This window comes from Bacillus aerolatus, assembly GCF_009183655.1.
In the GTDB taxonomy this organism is placed as follows: Bacteria; Bacillota; Bacilli; order Bacillales; family Domibacillaceae; genus Pseudobacillus; species Pseudobacillus aerolatus.
Map to the genome: position 1 here is coordinate 1 of NZ_WEIO01000002.1, position 15,796 is coordinate 15,796.

General features: G+C 44.5%; 17 protein-coding genes. 16 read left to right on the forward strand and 1 reads right to left on the reverse strand.

Features of this window, described 5'->3' with window-relative positions; genetic code table 11:
- The first annotated feature begins 72 nt into the window (after positions 1-72).
- The 10 genes from F9802_RS03600 to F9802_RS03645 all read left to right on the forward strand — a co-directional run bounded on the left by F9802_RS03600 (position 73) and on the right by F9802_RS03645 (position 8,280).
- Complete coding sequence (locus tag F9802_RS03600) at positions 73-1,050, forward strand: electron transfer flavoprotein subunit alpha/FixB family protein (RefSeq protein ID WP_152149795.1); 978 nt, start codon at positions 73-75, stop codon at positions 1,048-1,050.
- 81 nt (positions 1,051-1,131) lie between these two features.
- Positions 1,132-2,280 carry an acyl-CoA dehydrogenase family protein gene (locus F9802_RS03605; protein ID WP_152149796.1) on the forward strand — a complete coding sequence of 383 codons (1,149 nt, stop codon included), beginning with the start codon at positions 1,132-1,134 and terminating at the stop codon, positions 2,278-2,280.
- Positions 2,281-2,293: 13 nt separating this feature from the next.
- Positions 2,294-3,496, forward strand: coding sequence for a thiolase family protein (locus F9802_RS03610; RefSeq protein WP_152149797.1), 1,203 nt, complete (start codon positions 2,294-2,296; stop codon positions 3,494-3,496).
- Between the two features lies 1 nt (position 3,497).
- On the forward strand, positions 3,498-3,881 hold the full coding sequence (locus F9802_RS03615) for a PaaI family thioesterase (protein WP_152149798.1): 384 nt from the start codon (positions 3,498-3,500) through the stop codon (positions 3,879-3,881).
- A gap of 36 nt (positions 3,882-3,917) precedes the next feature.
- On the forward strand, positions 3,918-4,700 hold the full coding sequence (locus F9802_RS03620) for an enoyl-CoA hydratase/isomerase family protein (protein ID WP_404799138.1): 783 nt from the start codon (positions 3,918-3,920) through the stop codon (positions 4,698-4,700).
- Positions 4,701-4,713: 13 nt separating this feature from the next.
- Positions 4,714-5,115: a PaaI family thioesterase gene (locus F9802_RS03625; RefSeq protein WP_152149799.1), complete on the forward strand. Its 402-nt coding sequence runs from the start codon at positions 4,714-4,716 to the stop codon at positions 5,113-5,115.
- Positions 5,116-5,434: 319 nt separating this feature from the next.
- Positions 5,435-6,199 carry a 3-oxoacyl-ACP reductase FabG gene (fabG, locus tag F9802_RS03630; RefSeq protein ID WP_152149800.1) on the forward strand — a complete coding sequence of 255 codons (765 nt, stop codon included), beginning with the start codon at positions 5,435-5,437 and terminating at the stop codon, positions 6,197-6,199.
- Between the two features lie 14 nt (positions 6,200-6,213).
- Positions 6,214-6,663 (forward strand): MaoC family dehydratase N-terminal domain-containing protein, encoded by a 450-nt coding sequence (locus tag F9802_RS03635; RefSeq protein ID WP_152149801.1) that lies wholly within the window; start codon positions 6,214-6,216, stop codon positions 6,661-6,663.
- Positions 6,660-7,064, forward strand: a complete 405-nt coding sequence (locus tag F9802_RS03640; RefSeq protein ID WP_152149802.1) for a MaoC/PaaZ C-terminal domain-containing protein — start codon at positions 6,660-6,662, stop codon at positions 7,062-7,064. The genes F9802_RS03635 and F9802_RS03640 overlap by 4 nt, the downstream gene beginning before the upstream one ends.
- Positions 7,065-7,107: 43 nt before the next feature.
- Positions 7,108-8,280, forward strand: a complete 1,173-nt coding sequence (locus F9802_RS03645; RefSeq protein WP_152150271.1) for a thiolase family protein — start codon at positions 7,108-7,110, stop codon at positions 8,278-8,280.
- Between the two features lie 134 nt (positions 8,281-8,414).
- On the opposite strand, the gene speD is transcribed toward F9802_RS03645, so the two are convergent.
- Positions 8,415-9,248 carry an adenosylmethionine decarboxylase gene (speD, locus tag F9802_RS03650; protein ID WP_152149803.1) on the reverse strand — a complete coding sequence of 278 codons (834 nt, stop codon included), beginning with the start codon at positions 9,246-9,248 and terminating at the stop codon, positions 8,415-8,417.
- A 716-nt stretch (positions 9,249-9,964) separates the two neighbouring features.
- On the opposite strand from speD, the gene F9802_RS03655 reads away from it, so the two are divergent.
- The 6 genes from F9802_RS03655 (at position 9,965) to F9802_RS03680 (ending at position 15,624) form a co-directional block, all read left to right on the forward strand.
- The gene (locus F9802_RS03655; RefSeq protein WP_191991773.1) at positions 9,965-10,759 is read left to right on the forward strand and encodes an NUDIX domain-containing protein; all 795 of its coding nucleotides are present in this window, start codon (positions 9,965-9,967) and stop codon (positions 10,757-10,759) included.
- A gap of 29 nt (positions 10,760-10,788) precedes the next feature.
- Positions 10,789-11,334 carry a cysteine hydrolase family protein gene (locus F9802_RS03660; RefSeq protein ID WP_152149804.1) on the forward strand — a complete coding sequence of 182 codons (546 nt, stop codon included), beginning with the start codon at positions 10,789-10,791 and terminating at the stop codon, positions 11,332-11,334.
- A gap of 17 nt (positions 11,335-11,351) precedes the next feature.
- Positions 11,352-12,827, forward strand: a complete 1,476-nt coding sequence (locus tag F9802_RS03665) for a nicotinate phosphoribosyltransferase (protein WP_152149805.1) — start codon at positions 11,352-11,354, stop codon at positions 12,825-12,827.
- Positions 12,828-13,046: 219 nt separating this feature from the next.
- Positions 13,047-14,231 (forward strand): methionine gamma-lyase, encoded by a 1,185-nt coding sequence (megL, locus tag F9802_RS03670; protein ID WP_152149806.1) that lies wholly within the window; start codon positions 13,047-13,049, stop codon positions 14,229-14,231.
- A 159-nt stretch (positions 14,232-14,390) separates the two neighbouring features.
- Positions 14,391-14,828, forward strand: a complete 438-nt coding sequence (locus F9802_RS03675; RefSeq protein ID WP_152149807.1) for a peptidylprolyl isomerase — start codon at positions 14,391-14,393, stop codon at positions 14,826-14,828.
- 58 nt (positions 14,829-14,886) lie between these two features.
- On the forward strand, positions 14,887-15,624 hold the full coding sequence (locus F9802_RS03680; protein ID WP_152149808.1) for a DsbA family oxidoreductase: 738 nt from the start codon (positions 14,887-14,889) through the stop codon (positions 15,622-15,624).
- The last annotated feature ends 172 nt before the right edge of the window (positions 15,625-15,796 follow it).

Genomic DNA, 15,796 nt, shown 5'->3' on the forward strand with positions numbered 1-15,796 from the left:
GTGAAAGAACTTGTGAACGCACTGCATACAGAAGCGAAAGTGATTTAACAAACAAGACAGGAGGGGACGAACATGGCAAAAAAAGTATTGGTGTTAGGGGAAGTACGTGACGGGGCGCTTAGAAACGTGTCCTTTGAAGCAATCGCGGCCGGGAAAAAAGTGGCAGAAGGCGGCGAAGTGATCGGGGTGCTGATCGGTGATTCGGTGAGTGGACTGGCCGATCAGCTGATTCATTACGGTGCGGACCGCGTCGTGACAGTGGAAGATGAAAAATTAGCGCAGTATACATCGGACGGCTATTCGCAGGCACTGCTTGCGGTCGTCGATCAAGAAAAACCGGAAGGCATTGTCTTCGGGCACACGGCATTAGGAAAAGACTTATCGCCGAAAATTGCTTCCCGTCTTGGCGCCGGTCTCATTTCCGATGTGACAACGGTGGAAGAAGAAGGCGGCGAAGTCGTATTCACACGCCCGATTTATTCCGGAAAAGCGTTTGAAAAGAAGAAAGTAAGTGACGGTCTTGTGCTTGCGACAGTCCGTCCGAATAATATCGCGCCGCTTGCAAAAGACCAATCCCGTTCAGGCGGCGTGTCTTCTATACAAGTGGACATTAAAGACATCCGCACGATCATCCAGGAAGTCGTCCGCAAAACAGCGGAAGGCGTAGATTTATCCGAAGCGAAAGTCATTATCGCCGGCGGCCGCGGCGTGAAAAGCGAAGAAGGCTTTAAGCCGCTGCAAGAGCTGGCTAGTGTGCTTGGCGGTGCGGTCGGTGCGTCCCGCGGGGCGTGTGATGCCGACTACTGCGATTACTCGCTGCAAATTGGGCAGACAGGAAAAGTGGTGACGCCAGATCTTTATATCGCTTGTGGCATTTCCGGTGCGATCCAGCATTTAGCGGGCATGTCGAACTCAAAAGTGATTGTCGCGATCAATAAAGATCCAGAAGCGAGCATTTTCAGCATGGCGGACTACGGCATCGTCGGCGACTTGTTTGAAGTCGTGCCGCTGCTTGCGGAGGAATTTGAAAAACTGAAAGCAACAGTTTAATCGAGAAAGCAGATAAAATTCCGGTCCGTCTTGAAAAGCAAAGGACCGGAAAAACATAAAACAGCTGGAGGGGGCTCCGTCATGAATTTTGAATTGGACGAAGATATTCAGTTTTTAAAGCGCAACGTACGGGATTTTATTCAAAATGAAGTGGAAAAAGTGGCCATGCAAATAGAAGAGGAAAACGAAATCCCAGGCCGCATCGTGGAAATGTCTAAAGAGCTCGGCTTGTTTGGATTGAGCATTCCAGAAGAATATGGCGGGCTCGGCATCGGCATGGTTGGAAAATGCGCCTTGTATGAAGAAATCGGTGCGACACATAACGGATACACGACGTTAATTGGGGCTCACACCGGTATTGGAACAATTGGCATTGTTGACATGGGAAATGAACAACAAAAGAAAAAATATTTACCGGATATGGCGGCGGGCCATCGCATTGGCGCATTCGCCTTAACGGAACCGGCCGCCGGTTCAAATGCAACGAATTTAAAAACGACGGCTGTCAAAAAAGGCAACAAATATATTTTAAACGGAACGAAGCATTATATAACAAACGCAACTGAAGCAGATATTTTTACCGTAATGGCTGTCACTGACCCGTCTAAAGGAGCAAAAGGAATTACATCATTTATTGTAGAAAAAGACTTTCCCGGCTTTCACGTCGGAGCATTTGAACCGAAAATGGGGCTGCGCGGTTCCCACTCGGCGGAAATTATTCTTGAAGACTGCGAAGTACCAACGGAAAACGTGCTGAGCGAAGAAGGACAAGGCTACGTGAATGCGCTGAAGATATTGGCGAACGGCCGTGCCGGTCTTGCAGCGAGAAATCTTGGTTCCAGCCAAAAGCTGCTTGATTTGTCCGTCAATTACGCAAAGGAACGCATTCAATTTAATGTGCCGATCATTGAACATCAGGCAGTTGCACATATGCTGTCCGAAATGGCGGTGGATATCGAAGCACTGCGCTCATTTACATATCGTGTTGCCTGGATGGTCGATGAACGGAAAAAAATCATTAAAGAAGCAGCCATGCTGAAATTATTCGGTTCAGAAGTGTATAACCGGGTCGCGGATAAAGCGGTGCAAGTTCATGGCGGCATCGGTTATATTTCTGATTACCCGATTGAACGTTTTTACCGGGATGCCCGCATTACGCGTATTTATGAAGGAACGTCGGAAATCCAAAAAAATATTATTGCTGGGCAGTTGAACAAAGAATATAGCTGATTGGGGGATGAACATGGGGAATGAAAGAGTAGTCATTGTAGAAGGTGTCCGCACACCGATCGGCCGTTACGGCGGCGCATTGAAAGACGTTAATTCAGGGTTTTTGGGCGCTCATGTTATTCAGAAAGTGCTTGAGAAAGCAGGGGTTTCTGCAAATCAAGTAAATGAAGTCATTATGGGTGAGGTAAGGCAGTCCACTGAATCATCCAATGTGGCACGTGTCGCCGCACTGCGGGCAGGTGTTCCAGCAGAAGCTCCTGCTTTTACGATCAACCGTTTATGCGCATCTGGCATGCAGGCAATTGCTTCCGGAGTGCAGCAAATCCAATCAGGGCAAGCGGAAATCGTTGTCGCCGGCGGAACAGAAAGCATGAGCTGCTCACCTGTATACTTGCGTGGATCGAGATTTGGCGGGGACAAAGCTCATCTCGTTGACTCTAACCTTGAAGCCGGGCAGCAGCCGAAAGAAATATATGGAGATCGAATGGGAATGGGCAACACGGCCGAAAACGTCGCTGAGAAATACAGGATTTCCAGAGACGACCAGGATCAGTTTGCGATCGAAAGCCAGCAGAAAGCAGCAGCGGCAATTGAAAAAGGAGTATTTAAAGAAGAAATTGTCCCATATGAAGTTTCAGCAAAAAAGAAGACTTTACTCGTAGATACAGACGAACATCCGCGGCCGGAAACGACGATTGAAAAGCTGGCAGCATTGAAGCCTGCATTCAAAAAAGACGGGTCCGTAACGGCTGGAAATGCGTGCGGAAGAAATGACGGAGCGGCGGCAGTTCTTTTGATGACAGAGGAAGAAGCGAATAGCCGGCAGCTGCAGACGAAAGCTGTGATTGTCGACTGGGCTGCTGTCGGAGTTTCTCCGGAAATTATGGGGATCGGTCCTGTTCCGGCGATTAACAAATTGTTGGAGCGCACCGGCATAGCGATGGATGAAATTGATTTATTTGAAGTCAATGAAGCATTTGCTTCACAGGCACTCGCTGTTCAGCGGGAGCTTGGTATTGATTCAAATAAATTAAATGTAAATGGAGGAGCCATCGCGCTTGGTCATCCTGTCGGCGCGACCGGCACACGAATCGTTGTGTCCCTGATGTATGAACTGGTTAGACGCGGAGGACGTTACGGCATTGCTTCTTTATGTGTCGGCGGCGGTCAAGGCATGGCAATCATGATTGAAAATACAAGCTGGTCAGGGAACTAACATGAAAGCAACAGGAAAGGTCGGTCAATCTTACTTTTTTGATTATTTAGGTTTGGAGCGGCAAGAAAATGATGGGGAAGCAGTTGTTCTAAGTGTCGGGCTCGCTGATAGCCACCTATCGGAAACAGACAAAGTTGCCAGCGGTCTCTTTTATACGATGCTTGATGCTGTAATTGGAACGGCTGTGTCAGAAGCAGGCGGAGGATTTGTCGTCACGACAGATTTGCATGTGCAGATTTTGTGCAATGATGTGAGCCGCCTGTTTATTTGCAAAGGCTATTCATCACAGGCAGAAGGAAAAAGCGGAAGCGGCCGAGGTGAGGTTTTTAATAGTGAAGGCCGCCTCGTCGCTGCCGGTATGGCTGCATTTAAACTATTAAAGTGAAAGCACGAGAATAATAACGTACAATGGGGTGAAGAAATGATGAACTTTCATACGATTTTAGTAGAAAGAGAAGGAAGCGCCGCTTTTATAGTTATTAACCGTCCAGAGCAAAGAAACGCATTAAGCAAAGACGTGCTGGATGAAATAACGGCCGCTCTGGAAGAATTAAAGCACGATGAATCGATCGGTTGTGTCATCTTTACGGGTCAAGGAGAAAAGTCATTTGCGGCTGGTGCGGATATCGGCCAGCTAAAGTCACGTACCGCACTCGATGTGTTCAAGCCGGGAGGTATGCAGGAAGTGTATGACTGTATCGAAGCGTATGACAAGCCGACGATTGCAATGGTCAATGGTTACGCACTCGGCGGCGGATGTGAACTCGCCATGGCATGTGATATCCGGATCGCTTCAGAAAACGCCAAATTTGGTTTGCCTGAATTGAACCTCGCTATCATTCCGAGCGCCGGAGGGACGCAACGTCTTGCCCGTCTCGTCGGAAAAGGGAAAGCGATCGAAATGATTTTAACGGGAAAAATGATCAGCGCGGCGGAAGCGCAACAAATCGGTTTAATTTCTGAAGCGGTTCCAGCAAGTGAACTAAAGGAAAAGGTAATTGAAACAGCCGGCCAGATTTTATCAAAAGGCCCGCTTGCTGTAAAAATGGCGAAACTTGCAATCCACCTAGGCTTTGATGCGGACATGAAGACCGGATTAATGATCGAGAGACTAGCCCAGGCGGTTCTGTTTGCGACGGAAGATAAAAATGAAGGCACGAGCGCTTTCCTTGAAAAAAGAAAACCACAATTTACATCGAACTAAGGAGGGATGCGGCTTGCTGCTAGAAGACATTGTAAAAGAATTTGAGGAATGCCCTTTTCTTCAGCACCTCGGACTGGAGATTCTCCAGTTTGAAGAAGGAGACGTCAAAATTAAATTGGCGATGAAGGATTATTTATTGAACACGAACAACACGCTGCACGGCGGAGTGTATGCGTCAGTCCTCGATTTTATTCAAAGCATGCATTTAAGGTCAGTGACGAAAACTAGATGCGTGACGACAAATTTAACGGTTCATTATACTGCACCAGTAACTGGCGGTGAAATTTTTGCAGAAGCTGAGATTATTTCTAAAGGGTATAAGACGGCTTTTGTAGAAGGAACGATTAAAGATGAAACGGGAAAACTATTATCAAAAGGAACCGGTACATTTAAGTTAATCCGTCCGGACCAATAATAGGATTCATTAATAAATAATAAATCAGGGGATTCATAGGCTTCAAAAAAACGTAATAAATTTACCTCTGTTCTTCCGGCAAGAGTGTTGCAATACGGAAAGGTACAGAGGTTTTTGGTTGTTTCTAAAACAGGAGAAAAAACAATGTTTGTCGAAGAAGCAGGGGACTGGAGCTGTTCATTAAAGGCTCGTAAATCATGAAAGGCTATTCGAATATGTCTGAAGAAGCAAACGATACGGAATAGCTGACTGCAAGGTATGTATAAAATAATTTTTTCTTAGGCTTTTCACATAGTATGGGAACTAGGAGGAATCAATTATGGCAGGTAATTTTGAGGGGCGAACTGCTTTTGTAACGGGAGGAAGCCGGGGAATCGGAAAAGAAATTGTTCGGCGATTTGCGGAAGAAGGCGCCAAATTGGCCATTATCGATGTGAATCAAGAAGCGCTCAGTGAAACAGCGGCCGAATTAAAAGAAAAAGGTGTTTCCGTTTATGCCAAATTGGCCAGTGTTACAGAACGTGATCAAGTAGAGCAGGCGATGAAAGAGGTGTACGAAGAGTTCGGTTCCATTGATATTCTTGTCAATAATGCCGGTGTCATTAGAGATAATCTTTTATTTAAAATGACGGATGACGATTGGCTGACAGTGATGGATGTTCATTTAAAAGGAGCTTTTCATGCTTCGCGCGCTGTTCAGCAATATATGGTGAACAATCAATACGGACGAATCATTAATCTTTCCTCTACTTCTGCACTCGGCAATCGGGGACAAGCGAATTACGCAACAGCAAAAGCCGGTTTGCAGGGGCTGACAAAAACGCTGGCGATTGAACTGGGGAAATTCGGCATTACAGCAAATGCTGTGGCGCCAGGCTTCATCGAAACAGATATGACGAAAGCGACAGCCGAAAGAATCGGTATCCCGTTTGAAGACTTAATTAAAACAAGCGTCAGCAACATACCAGTCGGCAGAAGCGGAAAGCCGGAAGACATTGCGAATGCGGTTGCTTTTTTTGCAGATGAACGATCTTCATTTGTCAGCGGTCAAATACTTTATGTAGCAGGTGGTCCAAAAAATTAACGGGGGTGAAGAGTGTGCTGCATCACAGCATTGGAAAGCGCTCAGAGAAAGTAAAAAATATAGTGGAAAGAGGAGCTGTTAAAAAATTCGCTGAAGCAATTGGCGACTTTCATCCGATTTATACGGATGAAGAAACCGGAAAACAGTCGAGACATAAAGAAAACCTGGCTCCTCCCACTTTTCCTATTACGTTCGACTATGGAATAATTGCAGATTTGCATTTGCCGAATAAAGGACTGATCCACGGTGAACAAACATTTCATTATGAGCGGCCGCTGCTCGCCGGGGAGGAAGTATATTGTTGGACAGAAGTAAAAAACTACGTTGAAAAAAGCGGAAGCCATGGAGAAATGGGCTTCTTAATGTTAACGAAATACGGTGAAGATTCTAAAGGACAGCTTGTTTTTTCGGCTAAACAGACCGTAATCATTAACGAAGTGGTCAGGAAGGTGATGTTAGCTTGACTAGTATAGCAGACTATTCAATCGGCTCGTCGCTTACTGACGTGCAGCTCGACCCGGTTAACAGGCTGGATCTCATTAAATACGCAGGAGCTTCAGGTGATTTCAATCCGATCCATACGATTGATGAAGAAGCGGAAAAAACGGGTTTGCCCGGTATCATTGCCCATGGCATGTGGACGATGGGGAATGTATCGAAGCTATTCACTCCTTATTATGGAGAAGGGTTCATTCAAGATTACTCGATCCGGTTCAAAGGCATGGTGTTATTAAATGATGTCCTTACGTTAAAAGCGAAATTAACAAAAATTGATTGTAATAAAATACATTTTAATGTAGCGGCTGTTAATCAAGAACAAAAAGAAGTCATTAAAGGCCAGGTTGTATTTTGCCTATATGAGTAAAGTTGTCAAGCTTCCAAGTGGAAGAGAAGGAGAGGGTGGAAAAGTGAAGAGAGATGCTGTTATTGTATCTGCTGTGCGGACAGCGATTGGAAAGCAGGGAGGGGCGCTTGCGACAGTGCCCGCCCACGTATTTGGAGCAGAGGTCATTAAAGAAGCATTAAAGCGGGCAAATGTCGGTCCTGAGATGGTTGAAGACGTAATTTTCGGAAATGTGTTAAGCGGAGGCGGCAATATAGCAAGGCTCACTGCCTTACAGACAGGATTATCCCTCGAGCTTCCGGGACTGACGATAGACCGACAATGCGGATCTGGCATAAATGCAGTGAATCTAGCTGCGCAGGCCATCCGTGCGGGAGATGGCGATGTGTATGTGGCTGGCGGAGTGGAATGCATGAGTCGTGCTCCTTACTTGATGGACCGGCCGGAAAAACCGTACAGCCCAGTGCCGCCAAAATTTAGAAAGTCGCAGCTGTCCCCGAAAGAAATAGGCGATCTGCCAATGGGCATCACCGCTGAAAACTTAGTTGAAAAATATGAGATCAGCAGAGAGGAACAAGATGAATTCGCTTATCTTAGCCAGCAAAAAATGGCGAGAGCAATGGAGGAAGGCCGATTTGATGAACAAATCGTTCCAATTCACATTCCTGTTCGAAAAGGAAAACCAATCGAATTCAAAAAAGATGAACATCCCCGTCCACAAACGACGAAAGAAGCACTTGCGAAGCTCGCTCCTGCATTTCTCGAAGGCGGCAGTGTCACCGCTGGCAGCAGTTCCGGCTTAAACGATGCAGCCGCTGCTCTTGTGATTATGTCGAGAGAAAAAGCAGAAGAACTCGGCATCACACCGCTCGCGGTGATTCGCTCTCATGCGGTAGCGGGCGTCGATCCAAATATTATGGGAATCGGACCGGTTCCAGCCGTGAAAAAGGTAATGGAGAAATCGGGTCTTTCCTTAAAAGACATGGACATCATTGAAATTAATGAAGCATTTGCGGCACAAGTCATTGCTTGTGACCGAGAACTTGAAATGGATTTGGAGAAAGTAAATGTCAATGGCGGAGCGATTGCTCATGGACATCCGCTTGGGGCGACAGGAGCCATTCTCGTCACGAAAGCCGCTTATGAATTGAAGCGGTCCGGAGGCAAGTACGCTCTTATCACTGCTTGTATTGGCGGAGGGCAGGGGATTGCCACGATCATTGAATGCGAGGGGTGATTTTGCCGCCCCTTCTTTAGAAAAGGAGTGAAAACAAAGATGCACACTCTGCATGAAATCGATGTGTACGTCCGCTTCTGTGAGCAGCACTTAAAAATTAAGCCGCTGTTTCTTTTTAGAAGCAGCGGCTTAATTTAATAGTTAAAATACTTTTCTTTAGACTCCTGAATATTTTGCCCGTAAAAGATTTCATCCATTTCGATTTTCAGTTTTTCTGTTATTTCTTTAATTTCACTCGGATGGAGTTCGTCTGTTGTATGTCCGAATAAGTAGTTGTTCAAGTCAAATTCCCGCAATTTACATTTTGTATGAAAAATGTTTTGCTGGTAGACATTGACATCGATCATGTCATAATCTTTTTTTACTTCATCCGGTATATAGTTTTGAATCGAGTTAATGTCGTGGTCAATAAACAGTTTATGGCCGCTCTTGTCTCTCGTAAAGCCTCGCACCCGGTAATCAATCGTCATAATGTCTGTATCAAACGAATGAATTAAATAATTTAATGCTTTGAGTGGAGAGATTTCTCCGCAAGTAGATACGTCAATATCGGCTCTAAATGTACTAATGCCTTCATGCGGATGGTATTCAGGGTACGTATGAACGGTAATATGACTTTTATCGAGATGCATCACGACAGAGTCGGGCAGCGGCCCTGGAGACTCATCCAGTGATTCTGCAGGTACTTCTACGATTGGACCTTCTGACACGAGCAGCGTGACGCTCGCTCCTTGCGGGATATAATCCTGCTTCGCGACGTTTAATACGTGCGCGCCAATCATATCGGACACCGTTTTTAAAATGTTTGTCAGCCGCTCTGCATTATATTGTTCATCGATGTATTCGATATAGGCATCGCGTTCTTCCGGTGTGGTTGTATAGCATATATCGTACATATTAAAGCTCACTGTTTTCGTTAAGTTATTAAATCCGTGAAGTTCAATTCGCTGCTCAGGTGTGAGTGACATAAGTTCAAACTCCTTACTCGTTAATAGTTGCCGATCATTTTTAAATTTTTTTATAAAAAATACGATAGACACTCTTAATTTACCCATATTCCCCAAAAGAAAACGGAAGCACGGCAGCGGAATGGTCCCGGATGAATATGAAGAACAATGTCCTGCTTTGTTTGCATATTTTACCTCCTCATTTCCTATGCTTATAATTAGGATGATAGCCCATATTTCTCTTTTGGTAAACGAATACAGAAAATTTAGAAAAAACTTTCGACAGAAAAAACTTGCTATATATTTGAGGCGGCGCTTCAAATTGCAGATTTTCGTCATTTTTTGTAGAACGAATTTTGTTTAATTTTTGCCGGAAAACGGTAATGATAGAGTAAGAGGATGAACAGCCAGAAGCAGACAATCATTTATGGACGGATAAAATATTAACATTTCATATAAAGGTGGGGTTCATCATGAAAATCAAAGTGAAAAGCTGGAGAATGTTAACGGTACAAGATAAAATGTCGATATTAAGAGCGATCAGTCAGCGTCCGAAAATAAAAAAAGGGGCGTAAGCCAGAAAAGAAGAACTGAGAGGCAGGGAGCCTCATTTTTTTTGTCTTTTTTTACGAAAAAGCAATTAAGGGTTGTTTTTTTCTGATATTTCTCGTATATTTTGATTAACGATTCGTTAATCATTAATAAAATAACGGCCGTATTTGAGGTGAAAATGGGTGTTGGATAAATTTATTACCCACAAAGAAGCATTAAAGGAGTATGATAATAAACAGTATCGTACTCCTGATGGTTACACAAGTGATATTGTTATTTTTACGATCAGGAAAGAAGAAGAGGCGGAGTTTCAGCGTTCCTTACATATTCTTCTTATTAAAAGAGCTTTAATAAACAGTGAAGGCCAGCCGAATATCGAAGGCGGCAAGTGGGCGCTGCCTGGAGGTTTTGTAGCGCCGGATGAAACAGCATTTGAAGCCGCAGCGAGAGAACTGAAAGAAGAAACGGGCCTTTGTGGCATACATTTAAAGCATTACGCTGTTTATGATCAAGAAGGCCGGGATCCGAGAGGCTGGATTATTTCGAATGCCCATTACGCAGCGGTTCCGGAGCATCTTTTAACCGGGAGAAAAGCAGGTGATGATGCGATGGATGTACGGTTGGTTAACATCCACGAAGCGCTCGAACGGCCGCTTGCATTTGACCATGAAACGATTATTAAAGATGCGCTCAGGAAAATCCAATTGGAAATGCTGCAAACGACACTTGCCAAAGAGTTTCTTCCTCAGGAGTTTACATTATCGGAACTTCGCCACATTGTTTTATGTGTAGCAGGTGATCTCGTTGAAGAAGTAGTAAAATCTGAACCGTTTTTTTGGCGGAAAGCACCGAAGTTGCCCTTTATAGAAAAAGTGCTGAATGAAGATGGCAGCCAAAAAACGACCCAAAGACATTCCAAATTTAAAACGAAGCTTTATCGTTTTAATGAATATAGTCCAATCAAGAGCATTTATAAGTGAAGAAAATCACATAAAAGGAGTGGGAGGAAATGAGCAAAAAAGCGTTAATTAACGTGGATTATACGATTGATTTCGTTAACGGGGCTCTTCCAGTCGGTCAGCCTGCTGTGGAAATTGAAGATAACATTACTTCGCTGACTGAAGAATTTTTAAATGAAGGAGAGTTCGTTGTACTGGCCATTGATATACATAAAGAAAATGATCCGTATCATCCCGAAACGAAGCTGTTCCCGCCTCATAATATTGCAGGAACGGAAGGGAGAAGACTTTACGGACGGCTGGAGACGGTTTATCAGGAAAACAAACATTCCGAACAGCTTTATTATATGGACAAAACCCGTTATTCCGCTTTTGCGGGAACAGACTTGGACAGCAGACTGCGGGAGCGGGGTATTACTGAACTTCATTTAGTTGGTGTATGTACAGATATTTGCGTGCTGCATACAGCGGTCGATGCGTACAACAAAGGGTACTCGATTGTCATTCACCGAGATGCGACCGCGAGCTTCAATCAGACCGGCCATGAATGGGCATTGCGTCATTTTCAAGATTGTTTAGCAGCGAAAGTTATTTAATTGTGGAGGGAAAGAACATGAACAAGCATTTTGAAGATGACGGGCTGGCTTTGCATACAGATTTATATCAAATCAATATGGCTGAAACGTATTGGAACGATGGCATTCATGAGAAAAAAGCTGTGTTTGAACTTTATTTCCGAAAACTCCCTTTTGGCAACGGCTATGCCATTTTTGCCGGATTGGAAAGAATCATAGAGTACTTGCAAAACTTTAAATTTTCGGCAAGTGATATGGAGTATTTGCGCGATGATTTAGGCTATGAGGAAGACTTTCTCGCTTATTTGGAAGGACTGACTTTTACCGGCACGATCAAGTCCATGCGCGAAGGCGAAATGGTTTTCGGCAATGAGCCGATTATGAGAATAGAAGCACCGCTTGCAGAAGCGCAAATTATTGAAACGGCCTTATTGAACATTGTGAATTACCAGACGTTGATCGCCACGAAAGCTTCCCGGATCAAACAAGTCGTTGGAGAAGAAGCGGCGATGGAGTTTGGCAGCCGCCGTGCTCACGAACTGGATGCCGCTATCTGGGGAACGAGAGCCGCTTACATCGGCGGGTTTGAGGGCACGAGCAATGTCAGAGCGGGCAAGCTGTTCGGCATTCCGGTTTCGGGCACTCATGCTCATTCGCTGGTTCAAACTTATAAAGATGAATACACCGCTTTCCATAAATATGCTGAGCGCCACAAAGACTGTGTCTTTTTAGTCGATACGTATGATACATTAAAGTCAGGCGTGCCTACAGCCATTAAAGTAGCGAAAGAGCTTGGAAATCGCATTAATTTTGCGGGTATCCGTCTAGATAGCGGCGACTTAGCTTATTTATCAAAAGAAGCGAGAAGAATGCTCGATGACGCCGGTTTTTACGATACAAAAATTATTGCGTCCAATGACTTGGATGAATATACGATTATGAGCTTAAAAGCAGAAGGCGCCAAAATTGACAGCTGGGGAATCGGTACGAAGCTGATTACCGCTTTTGACCAAGCCGCTCTCGGTGCCGTGTATAAGCTCGTTTCTATTGAAAATGAAGAAGGTTTGATGGAAGACACGATTAAAATATCCGGCAATCCTGAAAAAGTGACAACTCCTGGCCTAAAAAGGTTATACCGGATTATTAATAAAGAAAACGGTAAAGCGGAAGGCGATTATTTAGCGATGGAACACGAAAACCCGGCCGAAGAAAAACGGTTGAAAATGTTCCACCCCGTGCATACATTTATCAGCAAATTTATCACTAATTTTGAAGCGAGAGAATTGCATGAAATGATTTTTCAAGAAGGGCATTTAGTGTATGTGCAGCCCGGAATTAAAGAGGTTCAAGCATTCGCTAAGGAAAATCTTGAGCTATTGTGGAAAGAAAATAAACGCTCGCTTAATCCAGAAGAATACCCGGTTGATTTAAGCCAAGCTTGCTGGGACAACAAAATGAGAAATATAGAAGAAGTGCGGGAAAAAGTGAAGATCATGAATGCAATGAATAATTAAAAAGAAGAATGAGAAGCTTCCCGTAAAAATTAAACACTGCTGGGTCGTGCCGGATACTGTAAAAAAGTATCCGGTTTTTATGGTGAATAAGACTTTTCCTATTTTATTCGGGCTTCCTTCATTCAATAAATTGAAAGCGCTGTCAAAACCTTGATTTTAGATATAATATAAAGAAGAGAAAGACGGATATATATGATTAAGGTAAGGGAGTGGAAGAAAATGAAAGAAAAGTTTAAAAGTATGGAAACAGCGGTGGTTCATGCAGGCTATGACGCAAAAGACCATTTAGGCAGTCTCACTACTCCTATTTTTCAAACATCAACATTTACATTTGACAGCGCTGAACAAGGGGAAAAGCGTTTCGCAGGTGAGGAAGAAGGCTATATATATTCCCGGCTCGGCAATCCGACGGTGCGGGCGTTAGAAGAAAGAATCGCCGAGCTTGAAGAAGCGGAAGCAGGGCTCGCTTTCGGTTCGGGGATGGCTGCTGTTTCAGCTATATTGATGTCAATTACAAAGAGCGGCGATCATATTTTATGTTCACAAGGCATTTATGGATGTACGTTTGGACTATTGCAATTAATGAAAGAAAAATATTACATCACCCACGATTTTAATGCTCTAGAAACAGAGGAAGAGATTGAAAAGCAGATTCGGCCAGAAACGGCTTGTATTTATGTGGAAACACCCATTAATCCTACAATGAAGCTGATTGACTTGGAGTTAGTGGCGAAAGTGGCAAAGAAGCACGGGATACTAGTGGTGGTGGATAATACGTTTTCTTCTCCATACTTGCAGCAGCCTTTAAAAGCAGGCTGCGACATCGTGCTGCACAGCGCAACAAAATACATTGGCGGCCATGGAGATGTAATTGCCGGTCTTGCGGCAGGAAAAAAGGAACGAATCCATTCGATCGCTATGACGACGTTAAAAGACGTAGGAGGAGTGATTTCGCCGTTTGATGCGTGGCTGTTGCTGAGAGGAATGAAAACATTGCCCGTCCGCATGGATCGTCATTGCGAGAATGCGGTTTATATTGTGGAACAGTTGGAGAAACATCCCGCTGTGAAAAGTGTGTTTTATCCCGGTGACGAAGCAGGCGGCGATTATGCCATCATGCAAAAACAAATGAGAAAAGGCGGCGGATTGATTTCCTTTGAAATCAACGGCAGCAAACAGCAGGCGCAAAAGCTGCTGAACGACTTGTCACTAATCAAAATTGCCGTCAGTCTCGGCGATGCAGAAACCCTCATTCAACATCCGGCTACAATGACACACTCAGGAATCCCCGAACAAACAAGAAACAAAATGGGCATCTCCGACAAGCTCATCCGTCTTTCCGTCGGTCTTGAAGCCAAAGAAGACATCTGGGAAGACCTTAAGCAAGCCTTGGATCAAGTTTGACTGTAAGAAACGAATGGGGTCTGATCCCCAAGCGATGGAGGTCAGCCTCCTCTTTTTTTAGTTCAATTTGTGCTGTAGCTAAGCCTTCACGCTTTTCTTTGTCTCACTTGTCCGTTATGATAGACACTGAAAACTTTTATATAAAAAGGAGAGATTTGTATGGCAAAAAAAGGACAGATTTTAATGGGAAATGGAGAAACAATTGAATTTGAATTATATCCTGATGCTGCGCCGAACACAGTGGCTAACTTTGAAAAATTAGCTAACGAAGGATTTTATAATGGCGTCACTTTTCATCGTGTCATTCCAGGTTTTGTGAGCCAAGGCGGGGACCCGACTGGAACAGGAGCAGGTGGGAGTGGCACGACAATCAAATGTGAAACAGAAGGCAATCCGTATAAGCATGAAGCAGGCAGCTTATCAATGGCACATGCCGGCAAAGATACAGGAAGCAGCCAGTTCTTTATCGTTCATGAGCCGCAGCCGCATTTGAACGGCGTCCACACAGTATTCGGAAAAGTAACATCCGGCCTTGAAACAGCGCGTGCGATGAAAAATGGCGATGTAATGGAGAGAGTTACTGTAGTAGATGAATAAACTTAAACTAGGGGGAGGCAGTATGCTTCTCCCTTTTTTCTGAAAAAGAGGTGTAAACGTGAAAATTAATGTATGGTCTGATTTTGTGTGTCCGTTTTGTTATATCGGGAAACGCCGATTAGAAGCGGCATTAGATAAGTTTCCGCATAAAGATCAAGTGACGATTCAATTTAAAAGCTTTGAGCTTGACCCGAACGCTGCAAAAGAGGCAGGAAAAAACATTCATGAAGTACTTGCGGCAAAATACGGAATGAGTATCGAGCAGGCAAAGGCAGCTAATGCGAATGTCGGCGAACAGGCGGCATCAGCCGGCCTGACATTTAACTTTGATAAAATGAAGCCAACGAATACGCTCGATGCCCATCGCCTCGCAAAATTCGCAGGGGAAAAAGGGAAAGAAGCGGAATTAACCGAGCGGCTGTTAAAAGCATATTTTACTGACTCGCTATTTATAAGTGATCACAATGTGCTGGCTGAGATCGCCGGGGAAGTGGGATTAAACAAGGAAGAAGTGCTCGCGTTTTTAGCTTCTGACCGTTTTACCGAAGAAGTGCGGACCGACGAAGAGGAAGCCCGCCAGCTTGGTGTGCAAGGCGTTCCGTTTTTTGTCTTTAATGACAAATATGCCGTCTCCGGGGCACAGCCCGTTGAAGCTTTTACTTCTGCTTTGCAAAAAGTATGGGAAGAAGAAACCGGGAAGCCGGTTCTGCAAAACTTATCCGTTGATTCTGTATCTGGAGCGTTTTGTACAGATGAAGGCTGCGACGTGCCGGACGAACGTTTTCATAAGAAATAAGCATGGAGAGCCACTCATGTCATGCAGTCACCGAAAAGCACGATTACTTCTTGGCAGTATTGCTCAGGCTGACGCCTGCCGAACATTCATCCCTCCACCTACTCATCGGGCTAAGCCCTGCATATTCCTTGAGGTGGGGGACTTCTGTTCGGAAAATCTGTTAAAAGAATAG

Bases quoted from the DNA above. Each gene is read 5' to 3' on its own strand.
- F9802_RS03665 (WP_152149805.1), top strand. From the start codon at position 11,352: ATGAACAAGCATTTTGAAGATGACGGGCTGGCTTTGCATACAGATTTA.
- fabG (WP_152149800.1), top strand. From the start codon at position 5,435: ATGGCAGGTAATTTTGAGGGGCGAACTGCTTTTGTAACGGGAGGAAGC.
- F9802_RS03615 (WP_152149798.1), top strand. From the start codon at position 3,498: ATGAAAGCAACAGGAAAGGTCGGTCAATCTTACTTTTTTGATTATTTA.
- F9802_RS03605 (WP_152149796.1), top strand. From the start codon at position 1,132: ATGAATTTTGAATTGGACGAAGATATTCAGTTTTTAAAGCGCAACGTA.
- F9802_RS03660 (WP_152149804.1), top strand. From the start codon at position 10,789: ATGAGCAAAAAAGCGTTAATTAACGTGGATTATACGATTGATTTCGTT.
- megL (WP_152149806.1), top strand. From the start codon at position 13,047: ATGAAAGAAAAGTTTAAAAGTATGGAAACAGCGGTGGTTCATGCAGGC.
- F9802_RS03610 (WP_152149797.1), top strand. From the start codon at position 2,294: ATGGGGAATGAAAGAGTAGTCATTGTAGAAGGTGTCCGCACACCGATC.
- F9802_RS03675 (WP_152149807.1), top strand. From the start codon at position 14,391: ATGGCAAAAAAAGGACAGATTTTAATGGGAAATGGAGAAACAATTGAA.
- F9802_RS03600 (WP_152149795.1), top strand. From the start codon at position 73: ATGGCAAAAAAAGTATTGGTGTTAGGGGAAGTACGTGACGGGGCGCTT.
- speD (WP_152149803.1), bottom strand. From the start codon at position 9,248: ATGTCACTCACACCTGAGCAGCGAATTGAACTTCACGGATTTAATAAC.
- F9802_RS03620 (WP_404799138.1), top strand. From the start codon at position 3,918: ATGATGAACTTTCATACGATTTTAGTAGAAAGAGAAGGAAGCGCCGCT.